A 17,489-nucleotide genomic window follows, 5' to 3' on the forward strand; every position below is an offset into this window, starting at 1 on the left:
CGCGCGCCGGTCGGATGTGACCTGGGAACGCGCTGGATGCGCGGTGCGACCCCTATGACGCCTTGCAGGTGGGAAGGTGCGCGGTGCTCGAGCCCGTACGCACGGCATCCAGCACCTTGAGCGAGTCGTTCAGGGTCTTGACCGCGTAGACGTGCAGGCCGGCCGGGATGTGCCCGGTCACCTCGTCGCAGTTGGAAGCCGGTGCGAGGAACACGGTCGCCCCCGCCGAGCGGGCGCCGAACATCTTCTGCCGAATGCCGCCGATCGGCCCTACGTTGCCCTCGTTGTCGATCGTGCCCGTGCCGGCGACGTGAGCTCCGCCGTTGAGCGAGCCGGGTGTGAGCTTGTCCATGATGCCGAGCGCGAACATCTGGCCGGCGCTCGGTCCGCCGACGTTGTTCAGCTGGATCGTGACGTCGAACGGGAAGGTGTAATCCATGGTCGCGCCGATGCCGATCACGACGGAGCCGGCGGTCTTCTCCGGCGTCACCGTGACGTTCTGCTTCTTGCCGTCCCGCACGATCGTGATGGTCGCCGGCGTTCCGGCCCCGTTCTTCGCCAGCTGGTCGCGCAGCGACTGCACGCCTTTCACTGTGGCCCCGTTGACGGCGGTGATCTCGTCGCCGACGTCGATGACCCCCTTCGCCGGGCCGTTCGCCACCTGTTTCACCATGATGCGCTGGGAAAAGTGGTAGCCGAGCTCGTTCAGGGCAGCGGCGACGGCATCCTTCTGCGAGTCCGTCATCAGCTGCGCGTTCTCGGCGTTCTGCTGCTGCACGTTCTGGCCGGGCGGGAACGCGATGCCGACCGGAATCACGGCGCGTGACGGCGAGAGCCACGCCTGGATGACCTCGCCCCAGTTGGGCAGCTGGCCCGGCGCGCCGATCTCGGAGACCGTGAGCAGGTCGAGCGACCCCTTCGTCGGGTAGGTCTTGTGCCCGTCCACCACGATGAGCGGCTTCTTCGCGTCAGCGTTCGACGGCGTCTGCCCGACCGGATGGTCGTCGCCGAGCGTGTTGAATACCGGCCCGGGCGCTTCGATCACGTACGGCGCTGGTGAGAGCGCCATCACGAGAAGCAGCACGAACGCCACGACCACGAGCGCGGCGCCGATTCGGCGTGAGCGGGAAACGCGAGCGTCGCCGGATGCCTCGTCGCCGGCATCCGCTGCCTCTCCGGTGCTTTCCGCCTGCGCGTCATCGGAGAACAGCGACACGGATGGCTCCTGTTCGCGACGGGCGGACGGCGGACCAGCCCAGCGTAGGCGATTTCCCACCTGCGGCTGCTGTGCAGCGGTCTAGCGTTGTTTCAGACGGTGATTCGCAACACACGGCGACGACGGGAAGAGGCATCGCATGTCCGATGACGACCGGAACGACCCCGACGACGAGCTGCGCGACATGCTGCGGCAGTTCCTGTCGGGAAACGCGTCGTTCGATCCCAGCCAGCTCGCCGGCGCGGCGGGACTGCCTGGCGATGCTGCAAGCATCCAGGCGCTGATGAGCCAGCTGCAGGGCGCGTTGCGCTCCTCCTCCGACGGTATCGACTGGAACATCGCGCTCGAGCAGGGCACGACGATCGCCTCGAAGGATGCCGTGGAGGCGACGCCTGCGGATCGCGCGTCGCTCGACCAGGCGTTCACCGTCGCGGCGCTCTGGCTCGACGAGGTGACGAGCATCTCCGAGCTGATGACCACACCGGTGCTGATGAGTCGCCGGCAGTGGGTGAAAGACACCATGCCGGTGTGGACGCAGCTGGCCGAGCCGGTGGCGACGAGCATCTCGGATGCCCTCACGACCGTCATGCAGGAGCAGGCACCCGAAGAGATGCGCGGCATGCTGCAGAACGCGAGCCACATCGTACGTGCCGTCGGCGGCACGCTGTTCGCCGTGCAGCTCGGCCAGGTGGTCGGGCAGCTGTCTGCCGAGGTGGTGTCCGGGGGTGACGTGGGCATCCCGCTGCTGGGCGACGGTACGGCCGCGCTTCTGCCGCAGAACGTCGCCGCGTTCGGCGAGGGGCTCGACATCCCCACCGACCAGGTGGCGATCTATCTCGCGGTGCGCGAACTGGCGCATGCCAGGCTGTTCCGGCACGCGAAGTGGCTGCGGTTGCGGCTGATCACCGCGATCACCGAGTTCGCCCGTGGGGTCACCATCGACGCCGACCGCATGCAGGAGCTCGCGGAGGGCTTCGATCCGTCCAACCCGGAGGAGCTGCGCGAGGCGATGGTGAGCGGTGCCCTGATCCCGCCCAGGACGGAGGCGCAGGAAGCGGCGCTCGCCCGGCTGGAGACTCTGCTCGCCCTCATCGAGGGCTGGGTCGACGTTGTTACGGCACGTGCCACATCGCGTCTGCCGAAGTCCGACGCCGTCGCCGAGACTGTGCGACGCAGGCGCGCTGCGGGAGGTCCGGCGGAGTCCGCGTTCGCGACGCTCGTCGGGCTCGAGTTGCGTCCCCGCCGGCTGCGCGAGGCGGCGGCGATGTGGTCGCAGGTGACGGATGCTGCAGGTGACGACGAGCGGGACCGCCTGTGGTCGCACCCCGATCTGCTTCCGAGCTCCGAGGACATCGACGACCCGAGCCGTCTCGTCGCGCGGCTCACGGCATCCGCTTCCGGCGCGGAGCCGGAGTACGACGAGATGGACGAGGCCATTGCGGCGCTGCTGAACGGTGTGGACATGGGCGAGGCGCCCGCCGGGGGCGACGGACGGCCGAGCGTCGATGGGTCGCAGAGTGGCGGCGGATCGCCGAGTGGTGACGACGAGAAGCCGGATGACGCCGGCGAGGGGCCGAAGCCCGTCTGATTCCGGCCGTCGGACTCTGGCTCGGCCGTGGACGCAGTCGAGGCTCGAGTCAGACGCGGAGCCGTTCGTGGGCGAGTGCCGACAGGATGGCCTGATCCTGGTACTCGCCATCGTGGAAGATGGCTTGCCGCCGGACACCCTCCTCGACGTATCCGCATTTGCGGTAAGCAGCACGGGCGCGGGTGTTGAAGGCCATGACACCGATCTCGATGCGGTGCAGACCCATTTCACGAAATCCGTAGCGGGTGAGAGTTCGGACGGCATCGACGCCATAGCCATGCCCGACGAACTCCCCGCCTGGCCGCACCGTTCAGCGTGTCGATCGATTCGATGGGAATGGGTTCGTGTTCGTTACCTCCCCCGTCTTTCCGTCCACAAGCGCCTTTCCTTCCGGTTTGTGCACAGGCAGATTCCCTGGTCAGGGGACGGTTCGGAATGTCGGTGGTCTCGCTTAGTGTCGAAGACATGAACGAGGATGAGGTGCCGGACGCCGAGCTGGAGGGCCAGCTGTGGTGGGTGGATGTCATCGACGAGTCCTCGCTCGTCGACGACTCCGACCGGTCCTTGTTCCAGTACTGGTCCGGCGCATCCTTCTCGGCGGAAGGGTTCGTGTCCTCGGCGAGAACGGTGTCGGGTGAGGAGGTGATCCGGTTCGCGTTGGATGATGCTGTGGCGTCGCAGACGATGGTGAATATTGAGGCGGCGCGGCAGTTGTTCGCGATCCGGGAAGCGTTCCAGATCGCGCGGCAGGACCCACGGATCTACGTCCCGGTGGGTGCGTGCGAGCGGGACCCTCGGGCGGATGAGGTGGACTTCGCTCTCCGGTCGGTCGCGTTCGATCTCGCCCAGCGGTTGCATGTCAGCGAGAACACGGTGCGGAACATGGCGTGGGAAGCAGATGTCCTCATCGCCTCCTTGCCGAAGTTGCGTGACCTGTTCACCTCGGGTCGGATCAGTGTGCAGCATGTGCGCGCCGTCGTGGATGCCTCCACCGGGCTCCCGGACGCTGTGCTGGGCACGTACGACGCACGCCTCGCCGGTGTCGCGGAACGGTTGACGCCGGGAGTGTTGGGGCGCAGGGCCCGGCTGTTGCGGGAGCGCCTGTGTGTGGACACCCTGGAGCAACGCCACCAGGAGGCTCGGCAGCGTCGCCGGGTGTGTGTGGAACCGGCCGAGGATGCGATGGGCTGGTTGTCCGTGTGCGGGCCGGTGCTTCAGATCGCGCAAGCCGAAGCCCGGCTCACCGCGGAGGCACGCCGCCTGCACGCCTTGCCGGGTGAGAAGCGCACCCTGGACCAGTTACGGGCCGACCTGGCCTTGCAACTCCTCACCATCGGCGGCACGACCACCCGCGGCGGCACCACTGGCGACGGTGACGCCGGCGGGGCGGGTGTCGCACCGGTGAAGACCGGGGTGCAACCGTTCGTGCTGATCGACGCGGATGGCCGGTTCGCGGAGCTTCTGGGCTATGGGCCGATCCCGCCCAGTGCCGCTGCGAAAGCGTTACGGGACGCGCCCTCGTTCCGGAAGGTGCTGGCGGCCCCCATCCGGCCGGCGACCTTGGACCTGGACACGAAGCGGTATCGTCCGACCCCGGATCAGCGGACCTGGTTGACGTTGAAGTTCGGGCTGGATGAGGACGCCGCCACGTTCCTGCCGGTCGGGGTCGCCACCGGTGCCGAGGTCGACCACGTGATCGAACGACAACATGGCGGGCCCACTGATGTGGCCAACCTGGCACCGTTCAAACCGAGGCTGCACCGGTTGAAGACCGTGACCATGATCCGGTTGGACCCCAAACCCGACGGCGGCATCCGAGTACGAACACCCACCGGATACGACAGCGACCCACCACCCTTCTAACAAGCCGGAGCTGAATTGCCGTCCCGGGGCCAAGGTGTTCGTGGTTGCAAGAGGATCGACGAAGGCGTAGCCGGCGCCGGCGTGCGAGTGCGCTCAGTGGAAGACTTGGCTCCCGGACAGCGCCACGATGACCGCCACGACCGCCGCGGTGACAACGACGGCTACCGCGATCAGAACCCAGCCTTGCCATGTAGACGGTGCATAGTTGCTCCCCGTCATGAAGAACCACGATGAGGAACTGGGCTTCTTCGTCTTGCGCGTCATTAAGGACCCCCAAGTGTGCAGGCCGACAAGCGCAGCACGCGAGAGCCCTTGGAGCCCGGCGTCGGCACGCTGTCACTCTATGCCGCGCTCTCATTCCACTACATACCGACGATGCGTTAGGCAGCCGGGAACGCCATTCAGCCGAGCAAGTGCCTCAGGTACCGCTGCGGGGAATCGAGATATGAGCGCCAGTGCTGCACCAGCGCAAGGTCTTCCCAGGTCACGTCGCGCATGCCCCATTCGCCCAGCTCGAGGATGCGTGCACCAGGCAGCGCTGCCAGCACCGGCGAATGCGTTGCACAGATCACCTGACCACCCTCGTCGGCGATTCGGTGCAGCGTGGCCACGAGCGTGAGCGTCGACCCGAACGACAGGGCGGCCTCCGGCTCGTCAAGGCAATAGAACCCGGGCGAATCGAAACGCGTCTCCAGAATGGCGAGGAACGACTCGCCGTGACTCATCTCGTGGAAGGCGGGCTCGGGCCCGCGGCGGGAGTTCGACGGGTGGTGTTCGAGATACGTGTAGAACGAGTGCATCGTCTCCGCGCGAAGGAAGAACCCCCAACGTCCGGAGCCGATACCGCGCTGCAGCTGCAACCAGTCCGACAACGCCGACTCGGTCGCGCGCGTGCTGTGCTGGGCGTACGCCGAACCACCTTCAAGCGAGAAGCCGTACGCGAGCGCGATACCCTCCACGATCGTCGACTTCCCCGACCCGTTCTCGCCCACGAGAAACGTGACCCCCGGCGAAGGCTCGAGGCCATTCTCGAGGAGTTGCGCGACAGCGGGCACGGTTAGCGGCCATTCCCCGACTCGGTCGCCGGCATCCGGCCTCCGCGAAATCGCGACCACGGGCGACTGCGAGAACGAACCAGGGGTGCTCACGCCAGCCAGTCTCGCAGCCACCGGAGACACACGGCACCCGAGGCTGTGGAGAACAGAATCGGGGCTGCCTCGAGCCTGGGCATGATGGCGCACATGATCCTTCGCCTCGATCCCGCGATACCGCTCGTGTGGCGCGACCCGCACACGCTGCAGTTGGGCGTGGATCGCGTGGTGTGCACGTTCGCGAACGTTGCACCGCAGACGGAGCGAATGCTCGCAGCGCTGCGCACGGGAGCTCCACGCTCGGCGCTCGAGGTAGAGGCCACGCGCGGTACACGGACCGATGCCGCCCAGCAGGTGGACGCTCTGCTCGCTTCGGTCGCATCCGCTCTGGAAGCCCCGGACGCTGCCCCACCGCGCTCCATCGCGATCGACGGCGCCGGACCGACCGCGGAGCGACTGCTGCGGTTGCTGCGAGAGGCGGGACACCAGGCCGTCCCCGCCGATCGAGCGGGTGGCGAGCCGGTCGGGGTAGCCGCGGCGGTCATCGTCGGCTCGTACGTGATCCCGCCATGGCGGCACGGCCCCTGGCTGCGGCGCGACATTCCGCACCTGCCGATCGTTTTCGGGGACGACGGGGCCCAGGTGGGGCCCTTCGTCGACTCGCCGTACGCCGATCCACCGATCGATGACCACGAGCACGATCATGGCCCCTGCCTGCGCTGCCTCTCACTGGAGCGACGCGACCTGGATCCGGCTTGGCCGGCCATCGCGGTACAGCTCGATGCGCTCCCGCGCCCTCCCGAGCCGGCTCTCTTGTCAGCGCAGGCGGCGTCGCTGGCAGCACGGTGGGTGGATGCCCGGTTACGGGCGGGCGACCGCTCTCACGCGGCCACGAGCATCCATGTGCACCGTGACGGACGTGTCAGCGAGGAGTCGCACTCGCCTCACCCGCTGTGCGGATGCCGAGCTCTGCCAGAAAACGTGACGGCTCTCGTGGGCCGGCAGCGTTCGCAGCCCAGCTCAGCGTCAGCCGGCGCCTCGCGCGCGTGATGCCGACGTAGAGCAGCCTGCGCTCCTCCTCGATCGCCTCCGGAGTGCGGGCGTAGCCGATCGGCACAAGCCCGTCGCCGAGGCCGACGAGATGCACGTCGTCCCACTCCAGCCCCTTCGCGGCGTGCAGAGTGCACAGCGTCACCGCCGCGATGGTCGGTTCGTGCTGCGCCGCCTGTCTGGCGAGCAGGTCGTCGGTGAACTGCCGGAACGAGGTGCCGGCCGGCGCGTCGTCGACGAGACCCATGAGCGCGTTGAGTGACTCCCAGCGATCTCGCACACTGCCCGCGGCCTGCGGCGCCTCGAGCGTCCAGCCCAGGGAACGAAGAACGTCGCTCACGGATTGGAAGAGCGGCTCGTCCGACACCGTGAGCGACGCGGCACGCAGCGTCATCACCGCCTGACGAACTTCGGGCAGATCGAAGAACCGCTTCGAACCGCGCATCTGATACGCGACGCCGGCGTCGGTCAGCGCCGCCTCCAACGGAGCCGCCTGCGCATTCACGCGGTACAAAACGGCGAGGTTCTGCGGCTTCGCGCCGTCACGGATGCTCGCACTCAACTCTGCGGCGACCGCTGCGGCCTCCTCGGCGTCAGTGCCGTAGCCTGCAACCGACGGCGCCGGATCCTTCGGTTCCGAGGTACCGCCGGTCGAGACCGTCGAAACCGCCGCCGCCGTGCCGGACGCACCGTCGTGTCGAATCGCGTGCAACGTCAGCGCGCCTGGCCGGCCGCGCATCAACCGGTTGGCGGTCTCCACAATGGGTGCGCTGGAGCGATAGTTCTGCTCGAGACGCACGAGCGTGGCATCCGAATACCGGCGGGGAAAGTCGAGCAGGAACGAACTGGACGCACCGGCGAACGAGTAGATCGTCTGGCTCGCGTCGCCGACCACGCACAGGTCGGATCGGTCACCGAGCCACAGGTCGAGCAGACGCTGCTGCAGGGGCGAGACATCCTGATACTCGTCCACCACGAAGAAGCGGTACTGCTCGTGCACGTGCATCGCCACCGACGGCTCGGTCTCGATCATGCCGGCGCAGGCGAGCAGAACGTCTTCGAAGTCGAGCTGCCTGCGCTCGTCCTTCAGCGCTTCGTACGCGCGCTGCAGGTCGATCGCCTGTTCGGCCCTGAGCGACCCGGGCGCGGGCCGCTGCGCCCGTGCGTAGTCGTCGATGCTCAGCTCGCTGACCTTGCGCCACTCGATCTCCGCGGCCACGTCGCGCAGGGTGGCGGTGTCGACCCGCAACCGGATGCGTTCCGCCGCCTGCCCGAGCAGCCTCGCCTTGCCGTCGAGCACGCGCGGCAACCCGCCGCCGACCACGATCGGCCAGAAGTAGTTCAACTGGCTCAGCGCGGTCGCGTGGAACGTTCGCGCCGCGACCCCGGATGCCCCGAGCGCCCGCAACCTGGTGCGCAGCTCGGACGCCGCCCGGCTCGTGAAGGTGAGCGCCATGACCCGGTTCGGCGCGTAGACGCCCGTCGCCACGCCGTACGCGATGCGGTGCGTGATCGCCCGCGTCTTTCCGGTGCCTGCGCCGGCCAGCACGCACACCGGGCCGAGCAGCGCCTCCGCCACGACACGCTGCGCGTCGTCGAGCCCGTCCAGGAGAGCCTGGGGCGACCCCGGTTCCGGCGGTGCCGGATCGGATCGGGCGAAGCCGGTCACACGGTCTCCGCAGGAGGCTGGTCCAGGGGCCCTCCGTACCAGTCCCGCACGATGGCGTGCGCGATCGACGAACCGCCTGGCAGCAGGATGTCGTCACGCTGCCGCCAGATGTCGTCGCGGCTGAACCAGCGCAACGCGAGAATCTCCTCGCCATCAGGACGAAGCTCCGTGTGACCGGACACCGCGCGTGCTTCCATGCCGATCATCACGGATGCCGGGAACGGCCACGGCTGCGATCCCAGGTACTGCGGATCGGTCACCAGTACCCCGGACTCCTCCCCGACCTCGCGCACGACGGCGTCTTCGAACGACTCCCCCGCCTCGACGAATCCGGCCAGCAGCGACCACCGGTTGTTCTCCCACAACGCGTTCGAGCCGAGCAGGATGCGGTCGTCCTGGTCGAGAACCCGCATGATCACGGCTGGGTCGGTGCGCGGGAAGATCTCGTTGTTGTCGACGAAGCACCGGCGCATCCATCCGCCGTGCTCCACGACGGTCGGGGTGCCGCAGCGCGGGCAGTGCGTGTGGGATGCGTGCCAGTTCGCGACGGCGACGGACTCGGTGACCAGTCCGGCGTCCCGGTCGCTCAGGGTCGTGGCGAGTTCGCGCAGACCGCGCCACGCGCCCTCGTCCGCCTGCAGTTCGCGGGCGGCGGCATCCGTCAGAACGGAGAGGATGACCGGGGTTCCAGCAGGTTCGTCTGGCCCGGCTTCGAGGGTGCGGCCGAGGTAGACGCGCGTGAGCGCCGACGTCACCTCGTCCGCCCGGAAGAGCGTGAGGCGGGCGCGACCTTCGGCATCCTTCGCCAGCACCCGGCCGTTCCAGAGCGGGAGAACTCTGGTGGATTCGTCTGCGAGCAGTTCGTCGAACAGGGAGTCGCGGGTGCGGCTGACACCATCGCGGTCGACGGCTGATCGTGCCAGCGGCAGCGGACCGAGCGGGCGGGGCATAGGTGATCTCCTCGAAAGCGGCGCGGCCTGTGCAGCTTGGCCTGGCCTGCAACGCGTGGCGCACAGCCTCGGTGCGCAAGCGGGCGCCTAACCTTGACGGTATGGCCAGATCCCACCTCACTCTAGCCGCGCTGGCCACGTCGGCCGTGCCCGACCTGGACATCGCCGGTACCCGCAGCTACAGCTACGATCTGCACGGCGATTTCGAGTCAGCGCTGCTCACCAGCCGCGACGGCACCGAGCTGATCATCCGGGTTCCGGCATCGCAAGACGCCGAGACGGAGCAGAGCGCCGACCTCGTCGCGCTGCACTCGCTCACGCCCGGGGTGCGCGCACGTCTGCCGTTCGACGTACCGGAATATGTCGGCCAGACCCCGATCGGCGGCACCCGCGCAGTCGTCTACACGTTCCTTCCCGGCGACAAGGTCGCGCTCGAGAACGTGCAGCCCGGCGACGGCCTCGCCGCCTCGATCGGCCGGGCAGTCGCAGCCATTCACACGCTGCCGACATCGTTCGTGAGCGAGGCCGGGCTGCCCGCGCTCACTGCCTCCGAGTGCCTCGCCGCGACGAAGACGCTCATCTCCTCGGCCGGAGCGACGGGCCTCGTGCCTGCGGCGCTGTCGAAGCGCTGGAAGGAGGCGGTCGACGACGAGGAACTGTGGCGGTTCCAGCCGACCGTGATCAACGGGGCGCTCACGATCGACTCGTTCATCGTGCGCGAAGAATCCGTGGTCGGACTCATCGGCTGGTCTGCGCTGCGCGTCGGCGACCCGGCACGCGACCTGCACTGGGTGCTCGGCATGAACGCGGATGCCGCGGAGAGCGCGATCGAGGCGTACTCGCTGGCGCGCGGCGCAGCATCCGACCGCAACCTGCTCTTCCGGGCGACGCTGTACGCCGAGCTCGAGCTGGCGCGCTGGCTCATGCACGGCCGCGAGCTGCACGATCAGCTCATCGTGGACGACGCCGTGGCCATGCTCGACAGCCTCGTCGAGCGTGTTCACGACGACGACGTCGACCCGCTGGCGCCGCACACCGGCCCGATCATGGCCGTAACGGACGTCGAGGCACTCCTGGATGCCACGCCGCTCGATCGCGACCACGGCGACGCTTCCCAGGGCCTCCCGCCGGTGGCCGAGGACCGTCCGCCGGCGGAGGACGAGTTCGAACGCGACGACGACTGACCGGTTTCCGCGGGTTGTGTAACGGTCACGCCGCGACGAAGCCGCTCGCCTCTGCTCCAGTGCTGGCGCGCCAGAGCCGCAGCAGCTCGTGTTCGTCGACAAGTTCCGTCGGGCGGATGATCCGGTCGTCGGCGACGTAGTAGAACGCGGCATCCACCAGACCCGGATCGATGCCTCGCCACCGCGAGAACGCCAGGCGGTACAGAGCCAACTGGAGCTGCTTGCTGGCGAGGTCGGCGTCGTCCTTCGGCGGTTTGCCTGTCTTCCAGTCGACGATCTCGTACCGACCGTCGTTCTCGTAGACCGCGTCGATCTTGCAGATCACGAGATGGCCGTCGAACGGAAGATGGATCTCGCGCTCGACCTCCACCGGCTGCCGGCCGGCCCAGGGCGACCGCTCGAAGGTGCGCTGCAGTGCGGCAAGTCGCTCGCGCTCCACCAGGTCGCCGGAGAGCCCGCCGTCGGCGTCAGAGGATGTGAGCGCGTCCTCGTCGAGCTCCGCGGTGAACGCGTCGATCACCTCGGTACCGCCCGAGACACCGGCACGGCGCTCCACCCAGGCGTGAAAGAGTGTTCCGAGACGCGTGGCACGATACGGCCGTTCCGGCATGGGCCGGCGCAGCTCCTCCGCCACCTCGCCGGGCGCGTCGATGTAGTCCTTGAAGCGGGATGCCGGCACGCGGGTCGGCACCGCCACGTCGCCGGATGCCCGCAGCATCCGCTCGCGTTCCCGCAGCAGCAGCTCGACGTCGTGACTCCAGCGACCGCGACGCCGCGGATCCGCGCTGCGCACCTGTTCAGCCGCGCGCTCGACCGCCGCTCGGCGACCCCCGAGCGGATCGATCGGCCACCTGATCGGCTCCGCGCCGTCGCCCAGCGGGTTCTCGTCGTAGACCGACGCCTCCGGCAGAGGAGCGACGATCCCGGCGTCCGCCAGCTCGGTCAGGTAGCGGCTCGGGCGTCGCGGCTGCTTCTGAGTCGACCAGAACGATCCGGTCAGCAGAAGGGAGTGCCTGGCGCGCGTGACGGCCACGTAGGCAAGGCGCCGCTCCTCACGTTCGTAGTGCTCACCCACCTCGTCTTTGAATCGCTGCCTGGCCTCCTTGACCTCCTTGCGAGTCATCGCCTCGCGCCAGGCGAACGACGGCAACTCGTCGGCATCGCCGCGGAACTCCCACGGCAGCCGCCCGAACCCGAGCCACGCGTTGGTGCCCTCGTTCGGCTTCGAGGGCAGTTCGTCCTCGACCAGCCGCGGAACGACGACATGATCCCACTCCAGTCCCTTCGAGCCGTGGATGGTGAGGATCTGCACGCAACCCGGCTCGGGCTTCTCCGACCGCGGCGCGAGCGAGTCTCGTTGCTCGGCCTCACGGAGCCAGCCCAGGAATCCCGGCAGCCCGGCCGTCTCGCTGACCGCCAGGTAGTCGGCGAGCGCGTCGAAGAAGGCATCCATTGCCCCGCGGCCGCCGGTGCGGAACTCGTTAGCAGCTAGCTCGATGTCGAGGCCGAGCTCGTGCTCGACCAGCGTCACTAAATCGAGGAGGTCGAGTCCACTGCGAGCGCGAAGCCGGGCGAACAACTTGCCCGCGTCGCGCATCCTCGCCAGTCCCACCTCGGAGATGCCCAGCAGCATGCTGTGCCCGTCGGGGGCGTGAACAAGCGCGTCGAGTGCATCGACGACGGATGCCTGCTCACTGTCGATCACGCTGGCCCGTATCGCGGCCCGCACGCCGGCATCCAGTCGCTGCTGCTTGTAGTCGTGCTGGGCGAGCCAGCGCGCCGCATCGCGCAGCCCCCGAAGGTCGCGCACGCCGATGCGCCACCGCGCGCCTGCGAGCAACCGCACCAGCTCGGACCCGGCCGTCGGATCGTCCACCACTCGCAGGGCGCTGACCAGGTCGGCGATCTCCGGCTCGGCGAGCAGCCCGCCCACGCCGAGCACGTGGTACTTCACGCCGTGCTCGCGTAGCGCGGCCGTAAACGCGGCCTGCGTCCCGCGGGAGCGGAACAGCATCGCGGCGCTCGGCACCGCACGGCGTCCCTGCGGGTCGAGCGCCGGGCGGCCCTCTGCGTCGAGAACCGGCTCGGCAAGCCGCTCCTTCAGCCATACGGCGGCAGCATCCGCCTCCTCGGCCAGGGTCCCGGCGAACACGCTCCGGATGCCCCTTGTGCTCGCCACCGGCGACGGCGTGAGCGCGTCGACCGCGACTCGGGACCGAGCAGTCAGGGGTTGTACCAGCCGATTGGCCGCGTCGAGGATCCGAGTGCCATTGCGCCAGCTCGTGCTGAGTCCATAGCGCCGGACCTCGCCGGCATCCGACTCGCCAGGGCCGGCCCCGTCGCTGTCGGCTCCAGCACTCGACCGCTCCTGCGAACGCTCACCGAAGGCCGCCGCGAACTGATCGAGGTTCGAGGCACTTGCTCCACGCCAGCCATAGATCGACTGGTGCGGGTCACCCACGGCCATCACAGGCCGCCCGGCGAACAGCGTGGACAGAAGCCGGGTCTGCACGACGGACGTGTCCTGATACTCGTCGAGAAGCACCACGCTGTGCCGTTCTCGGATGCCCTGTGCCACGTCGGCCGACCGCTCGACGATCTGCAGCGCGAACGCCACCTGATCCGAGTACTCGACGAGTCCCCGACGCAGCTTCTCCGCGTCGAACGCTCGTGCCAGGTCGAGAAGGAGCGGCAGGTGCCCGACGGCGCGCACGGGTTCGACCACCTCCTTCTGGTACGAGCCCGATCCGCCGTTCGGCAGTTCCTCGAGACGGGCGAACTCGCTGGCCATGGCGGCGACGGCATCCGCATCCGCTGTGTTGTCGCCCAGCTCGTGGGCGAGCTGCAGCACCGCACGGGTGACCTGGTCGACGGACTGGTCGAGGTCGTGCAGCCTGGCGTCGCGACTGGAGACCACGACGCTTCGCGCGAGTTGCCATGCGGATGCCTCGCCCAGCACCGCGCCGTCGCCCTCACGTCCCAGAAGCAGGGCGTTGTCGCGGTAGATGGTGTTCGCGAACGAGTTGTAGGTGGAGACCACCGGCGGGTCGAACTCGTCGGGTTCGTCGATCACTCCGGCGGCGGCGAGGCGTGCTATTCGGTCGCGGATGCGTTCGCGCAACTCCCCCGCTGCCTTGCGTGTGAACGTCAGGCCGAGCACCTGGCCGGGTTCGACCAGACGGTTTGCAAGCAGCCAGAGCACCCGGAACGCCATGGTCTCGGTCTTGCCGCTCCCCGCACCCGCCACGACGAGTGCCGGCGCGAGCGGAGACTCGATCACGGCTCGTTGCTGGTCGGTGGGCCGATGCGTGCCCAGGGCGTCGGCAATGGCATCCGCACGCACGATCTGCGTCACGGCGCTGCGCGGCCCCGGCGCACCGAACTCGTCCACTGCACTCTTCTCACTCACCGGGCTCTGCTCACGCACCGCGCTCTGCTCACGCACCGCGCTCTGCTCACTCACCACGCTCTGCTCACTCACCACGCTCTGCTCACTCACCACGCTCTGCTCACGCAGCACGCTCTGCTCACTCACCGCGCTCTGCTCACTCACCGCGCTCTGCTCACTCAGCACGCTCTGCTCACTCACCACAGACGGCTCCCACCCGGTGCAGCCGACGCACCGCGAAACCGGGACGGTGCTCGTCGAGCTCGGCCTTGCCCTCGAACTCGGCGACGGCGATCGCCTGAGCGGCCTGGCGAATGCGCTCCCGGAACGTCTCCAGTCCCTCCTCGTCGAGCGCCGCCTGCGCACCCTCGCGATACGCCTTGCCGCGCACACCGTCGCGCACGAAGAGCAGCTTCGCTCCAGCGCTGCGATGCGGTGCGAACGGCTCGCACGGGGCGTCTAGCTGCCCGGAGGCGTAGGCGAGCTGGTAGACGCCGAGCTGCGGCATCTGAGCCAGCTTCGCTGCGTTCGTCTCCGGTTTGCCGGTCTTCAGGTCGACGATCGTGATGCCGCCGGAAGGGTCGGCCTCGACCCGGTCGATCTTGCCGTGCACCTGAGCACGGCCGACATCGAGGCTGAACCCGGTCTCTGCCGCCACGAGTCGTGCTCCGGAACGCTCTGCGTCCGCGAGGTACTCCGCGACGCCCTGCACGAGCCGCCGAGCGGCGCGCTTCTCGCGTGCAGCGATCCACGGTGCCTCGAACACGAGTTCGTTCCAGCGGGACTGAACGGCGGCGTACAACGCGTCGACCGCCGGGTCGTCCACTGTCTCCATCGCCCAGTGCACGATGGTTCCGATGCCCATCGACGTGCTCGTGCTCGATCCGGCGATGTCGTCCAGAAACCAGTCGAGCGGCGACTCCTCGATCGCTTCGATGCGCGAGGGCGAGACCGGAACGACCTCGTCGTCATCGAACAGCGGCGCCGTGCTCGATGGTTCGAGAACCCCGTGCCACTGCGACGGATGGGCGCCCGGCACACCCGCCGAAGCCAGCGCGGCCAGCGCGGATGCGGCTTCGTCGCGTGCGGCTCTCGTCGCGTCGCCTCGCGTGAGTTCGCGACGCAGCCGGCCCGTCAGCCCGCGCAACGTGAGCGCGGCAGCCGAGACATCCACCCCCGGCGTTCCCGTCGGCGCGAGGCCGAACAGCACGCTCGGCGACTCGTCATCATCGGATGCGGCAGCGAGCACGACCTGCCTGCTGGCCCGCGACACGGCGACGGCGAACATGCGCAGCTCGTCGGCGGCGACCTGCTTGCGGGCGTCGAGCACCGCATCCGGCTCGCCGGACGCCGCCCTGATCAAGGCGTCGGTGTTCAGCAGCGTGCCGCGCACGCGCAGGTCGGGCCAGACGCCCTCCTGCAGTCCGGCGACGACCACCACGTCGAACTCCTGGCCGACGACACCGGATGGCGTCGCCACGAGCACCGACTCGGCGACGCGGGTCGGCGAGAGCCTGTCCTCTGGCACGTCGGCGTCGAGCACGCGGGAGAGGAACACTGATGCCGGCGAATCCGGTTCGCGTTCACCGAATCGTTTCGCGGCGGTGAACAGTGCGACCACCCCGTCGAGGTTGCGGTTCGCCTCGGATGCCGCCACCCCCGTCCCCGACGCCGCCTGCCTCCACTGCGCCCCGCGTCCGGTACGTTCCCACACCGTCCACAGCAGCTCTTCGATTCCCGCTCCCGCGGCGGATACCTTGCGCACGGCATCCAGCGTGCGGGCGAGGCGGTCCGCATCACGTGCGATGCGGTGGTCGATGGTGGCGAGGCGACCGGGCGCGGCCATGGCCTCCACGAGGAGTTCGTCGGCGGCGCGTACGCCGCCCGAAGCCACTTCCTCGGTGCGCAGCGCCACTCGCAGCCGCCGCACCGCCAGTCGATCCAGGCGCCCGAACGGGCCGAGCAGCATGGAGGTCACCGACTCGATGTCGAGGGCCGACCGGCCGATACCGCGGTCGACCATCTCGAGCAGCGCCCTGGCCGCAGGATCGTCGCGAAGGGCCGTTGCCGCGTTCGTCGTGCGCACCGGCACCTCGGCAACGGCAAGCGCTCTCGCCACCCCGTCGATCAGCGCGCCGGAGCGCACCACGACTGCCATCCGAGACCAAGGCACGTCGTTCACGAGGTGCCGTTCCCGCAGCACGCGCGCCACGGCCGCCCACTCTCGCGCGGGCGTCGGCGCCTCGATGGTGAGGAGCGGATCCAGCGAGTCGTCAGCAGCCCTGGCCGGAAGGGCGCCACGATGGCCCACCACCCCTGCAGTACCCACTCGCTCGGTGACCTTCCGCGTGAGGTCGCGCAACACCGGTGGCTGCCGGTGCGCGACACGAAGCAGGTGGGTGGGCATCCCCGCGGCGAAGCGGCCGACTACGTCGGCCGAACCACCGCGGAAGACGCTCGTGGAGGCATCCGGGTCGCCGAACGCCACCACTGTGACACCCCGCGAGCGCAGCGCCTCGATCAACGCCAGTCCCAGTTGCGTCGCCTCCTGCAGGTCGTCGACGGCCACGAGCCTCAGCCGTGCCACCGCGTCGCTGACTTCTCCACGCTCCAGCGCGGCGACGGCGAAACGCGCCAGCTCGGCAGAGTCGAGCTGGTCGGGTCGCGCCTGCGCGATGGATGCCAGGTAGTCGTCGATGAAGTCGGCCGCGGCCACCCACTCTGCGTGTCCGTGCTCCCTGCCGAGCACACGCATCCACTCCGGCGTCACGCCGTGCTCGGTCGCCCTGGCCATCAGCTCGCGCAGCTCCGTGCGGAAGGAGCGCAGACCGCGCACCGCCTCGCCCAGATGCTCCGGCCACTGGGGCACAGGCCCGGCGGACCCGGCTGCGTCTTCGATGTGCCCGGCCAGCAGTGCGGCCACGTCGGCGTCCTGCTCCGCCCCGGTGAGCAGGGTAGGCGGCTCGGAACCGGCTCGGATCGCGGCCTGAGCCACGATGTCGAAAGCGAGCGACGACACGGTACGCGCGAGGGGACCGTTCACCGCCTCGCCGACCCGCAGGCCGAGCCGGTCGCGCAGACGCGTCGCACTCGCACGGTCGAACGTGAGAGCGAGCACGGATTCCGGGGCGAACCCGCAGCGATGCACCCGGTCGGCGAGCAGTTCGACGAGCGCGGTCGTCTTTCCGGTGCCCGGTGCGCCGATGACGACGGCGGATGCCCCGGCATCCATCGCGAGGACCGCTCGCTGCGACGAGTCGAGGTCGGCAGCGCTCGCGACGATCGGGTTCTGGTGCATCACGCCATTCACGTTATGAGCCGCCACCGACACGCGACTGAGCCACGGCGATGAAGGCTCGCTTTCGTCGCAGTGAGGGCCTGTTCAAGGGTCAAGCCGACCGCGATCGGCGATGGCGTTCTGCCGACAGTGAACCGCGCGGAACGGATCGCGCTGCTGCCGTAGTGTGACTGACAACCAGCGAACACAAGT

At 68.9% G+C, this 17,489-nt stretch carries 11 protein-coding genes; 3 read left to right on the forward strand and 8 right to left on the reverse strand.

Annotated elements, in window-relative coordinates; all coding sequences use genetic code 11:
* Positions 1 to 52 precede the first annotated feature (52 nt).
* The gene (locus ACYVI5_RS11015) at positions 53 to 1,216 is read right to left on the reverse strand and encodes a YlbL family protein (protein ID WP_460580208.1); all 1,164 of its coding nucleotides are present in this window, start codon (positions 1,214 to 1,216) and stop codon (positions 53 to 55) included.
* Positions 1,217 to 1,355: 139 nt separating this feature from the next.
* Here ACYVI5_RS11015 and ACYVI5_RS11020 point away from each other — a divergent pair, with 139 nt between their 5' ends.
* Positions 1,356 to 2,804: a zinc-dependent metalloprotease gene (locus ACYVI5_RS11020; protein ID WP_460580209.1), complete on the forward strand. Its 1,449-nt coding sequence runs from the start codon at positions 1,356 to 1,358 to the stop codon at positions 2,802 to 2,804.
* 49 nt (positions 2,805 to 2,853) lie between these two features.
* Here ACYVI5_RS11020 and ACYVI5_RS11025 read toward each other — a convergent pair whose 3' ends face one another.
* Positions 2,854 to 3,111: a GNAT family N-acetyltransferase gene (locus tag ACYVI5_RS11025; RefSeq protein ID WP_460580210.1), complete on the reverse strand. Its 258-nt coding sequence runs from the start codon at positions 3,109 to 3,111 to the stop codon at positions 2,854 to 2,856.
* A 158-nt stretch (positions 3,112 to 3,269) separates the two neighbouring features.
* Here ACYVI5_RS11025 and ACYVI5_RS11030 point away from each other — a divergent pair, with 158 nt between their 5' ends.
* Positions 3,270 to 4,667, forward strand: a complete 1,398-nt coding sequence (locus ACYVI5_RS11030; RefSeq protein WP_460580211.1) for an HNH endonuclease signature motif containing protein — start codon at positions 3,270 to 3,272, stop codon at positions 4,665 to 4,667.
* A 93-nt stretch (positions 4,668 to 4,760) separates the two neighbouring features.
* Here ACYVI5_RS11030 and ACYVI5_RS11035 read toward each other — a convergent pair whose 3' ends face one another.
* The 4 genes from ACYVI5_RS11035 to nudC all read right to left on the reverse strand — a co-directional run bounded on the left by ACYVI5_RS11035 (position 4,761) and on the right by nudC (position 9,427).
* On the reverse strand, positions 4,761 to 4,931 hold the full coding sequence (locus tag ACYVI5_RS11035) for a hypothetical protein (RefSeq protein ID WP_460580212.1): 171 nt from the start codon (positions 4,929 to 4,931) through the stop codon (positions 4,761 to 4,763).
* A gap of 137 nt (positions 4,932 to 5,068) precedes the next feature.
* Positions 5,069 to 5,815, reverse strand: a complete 747-nt coding sequence (locus ACYVI5_RS11040) for an AAA family ATPase (protein ID WP_460580213.1) — start codon at positions 5,813 to 5,815, stop codon at positions 5,069 to 5,071.
* Positions 5,816 to 6,680: 865 nt separating this feature from the next.
* Positions 6,681 to 8,477 (reverse strand): ATP-dependent helicase, encoded by a 1,797-nt coding sequence (locus ACYVI5_RS11045; RefSeq protein ID WP_460580214.1) that lies wholly within the window; start codon positions 8,475 to 8,477, stop codon positions 6,681 to 6,683.
* The gene (gene nudC, locus ACYVI5_RS11050) at positions 8,474 to 9,427 is read right to left on the reverse strand and encodes an NAD(+) diphosphatase (RefSeq protein ID WP_460580215.1); all 954 of its coding nucleotides are present in this window, start codon (positions 9,425 to 9,427) and stop codon (positions 8,474 to 8,476) included. The genes ACYVI5_RS11045 and nudC overlap by 4 nt, the downstream gene beginning before the upstream one ends.
* Positions 9,428 to 9,528: 101 nt before the next feature.
* Here nudC and ACYVI5_RS11055 point away from each other — a divergent pair, with 101 nt between their 5' ends.
* A complete protein-coding gene (locus ACYVI5_RS11055) occupies positions 9,529 to 10,611 on the forward strand; it encodes a phosphotransferase (protein ID WP_460534437.1) in 1,083 nt (360 codons plus the stop codon).
* A 25-nt stretch (positions 10,612 to 10,636) separates the two neighbouring features.
* On the opposite strand, the gene ACYVI5_RS11060 is transcribed toward ACYVI5_RS11055, so the two are convergent.
* Both ACYVI5_RS11060 and ACYVI5_RS11065 read right to left on the reverse strand, forming a co-directional pair.
* Positions 10,637 to 14,200, reverse strand: a complete 3,564-nt coding sequence (locus ACYVI5_RS11060) for an ATP-dependent helicase (protein ID WP_460580216.1) — start codon at positions 14,198 to 14,200, stop codon at positions 10,637 to 10,639.
* Positions 14,193 to 17,297, reverse strand: coding sequence for an ATP-dependent helicase (locus ACYVI5_RS11065; RefSeq protein ID WP_460580589.1), 3,105 nt, complete (start codon positions 17,295 to 17,297; stop codon positions 14,193 to 14,195). Before ACYVI5_RS11065 ends, ACYVI5_RS11060 begins: the two co-directional genes overlap by 8 nt.
* Positions 17,298 to 17,489 lie beyond the last annotated feature (192 nt).

This window comes from Humibacter ginsengisoli (assembly GCF_054780095.1).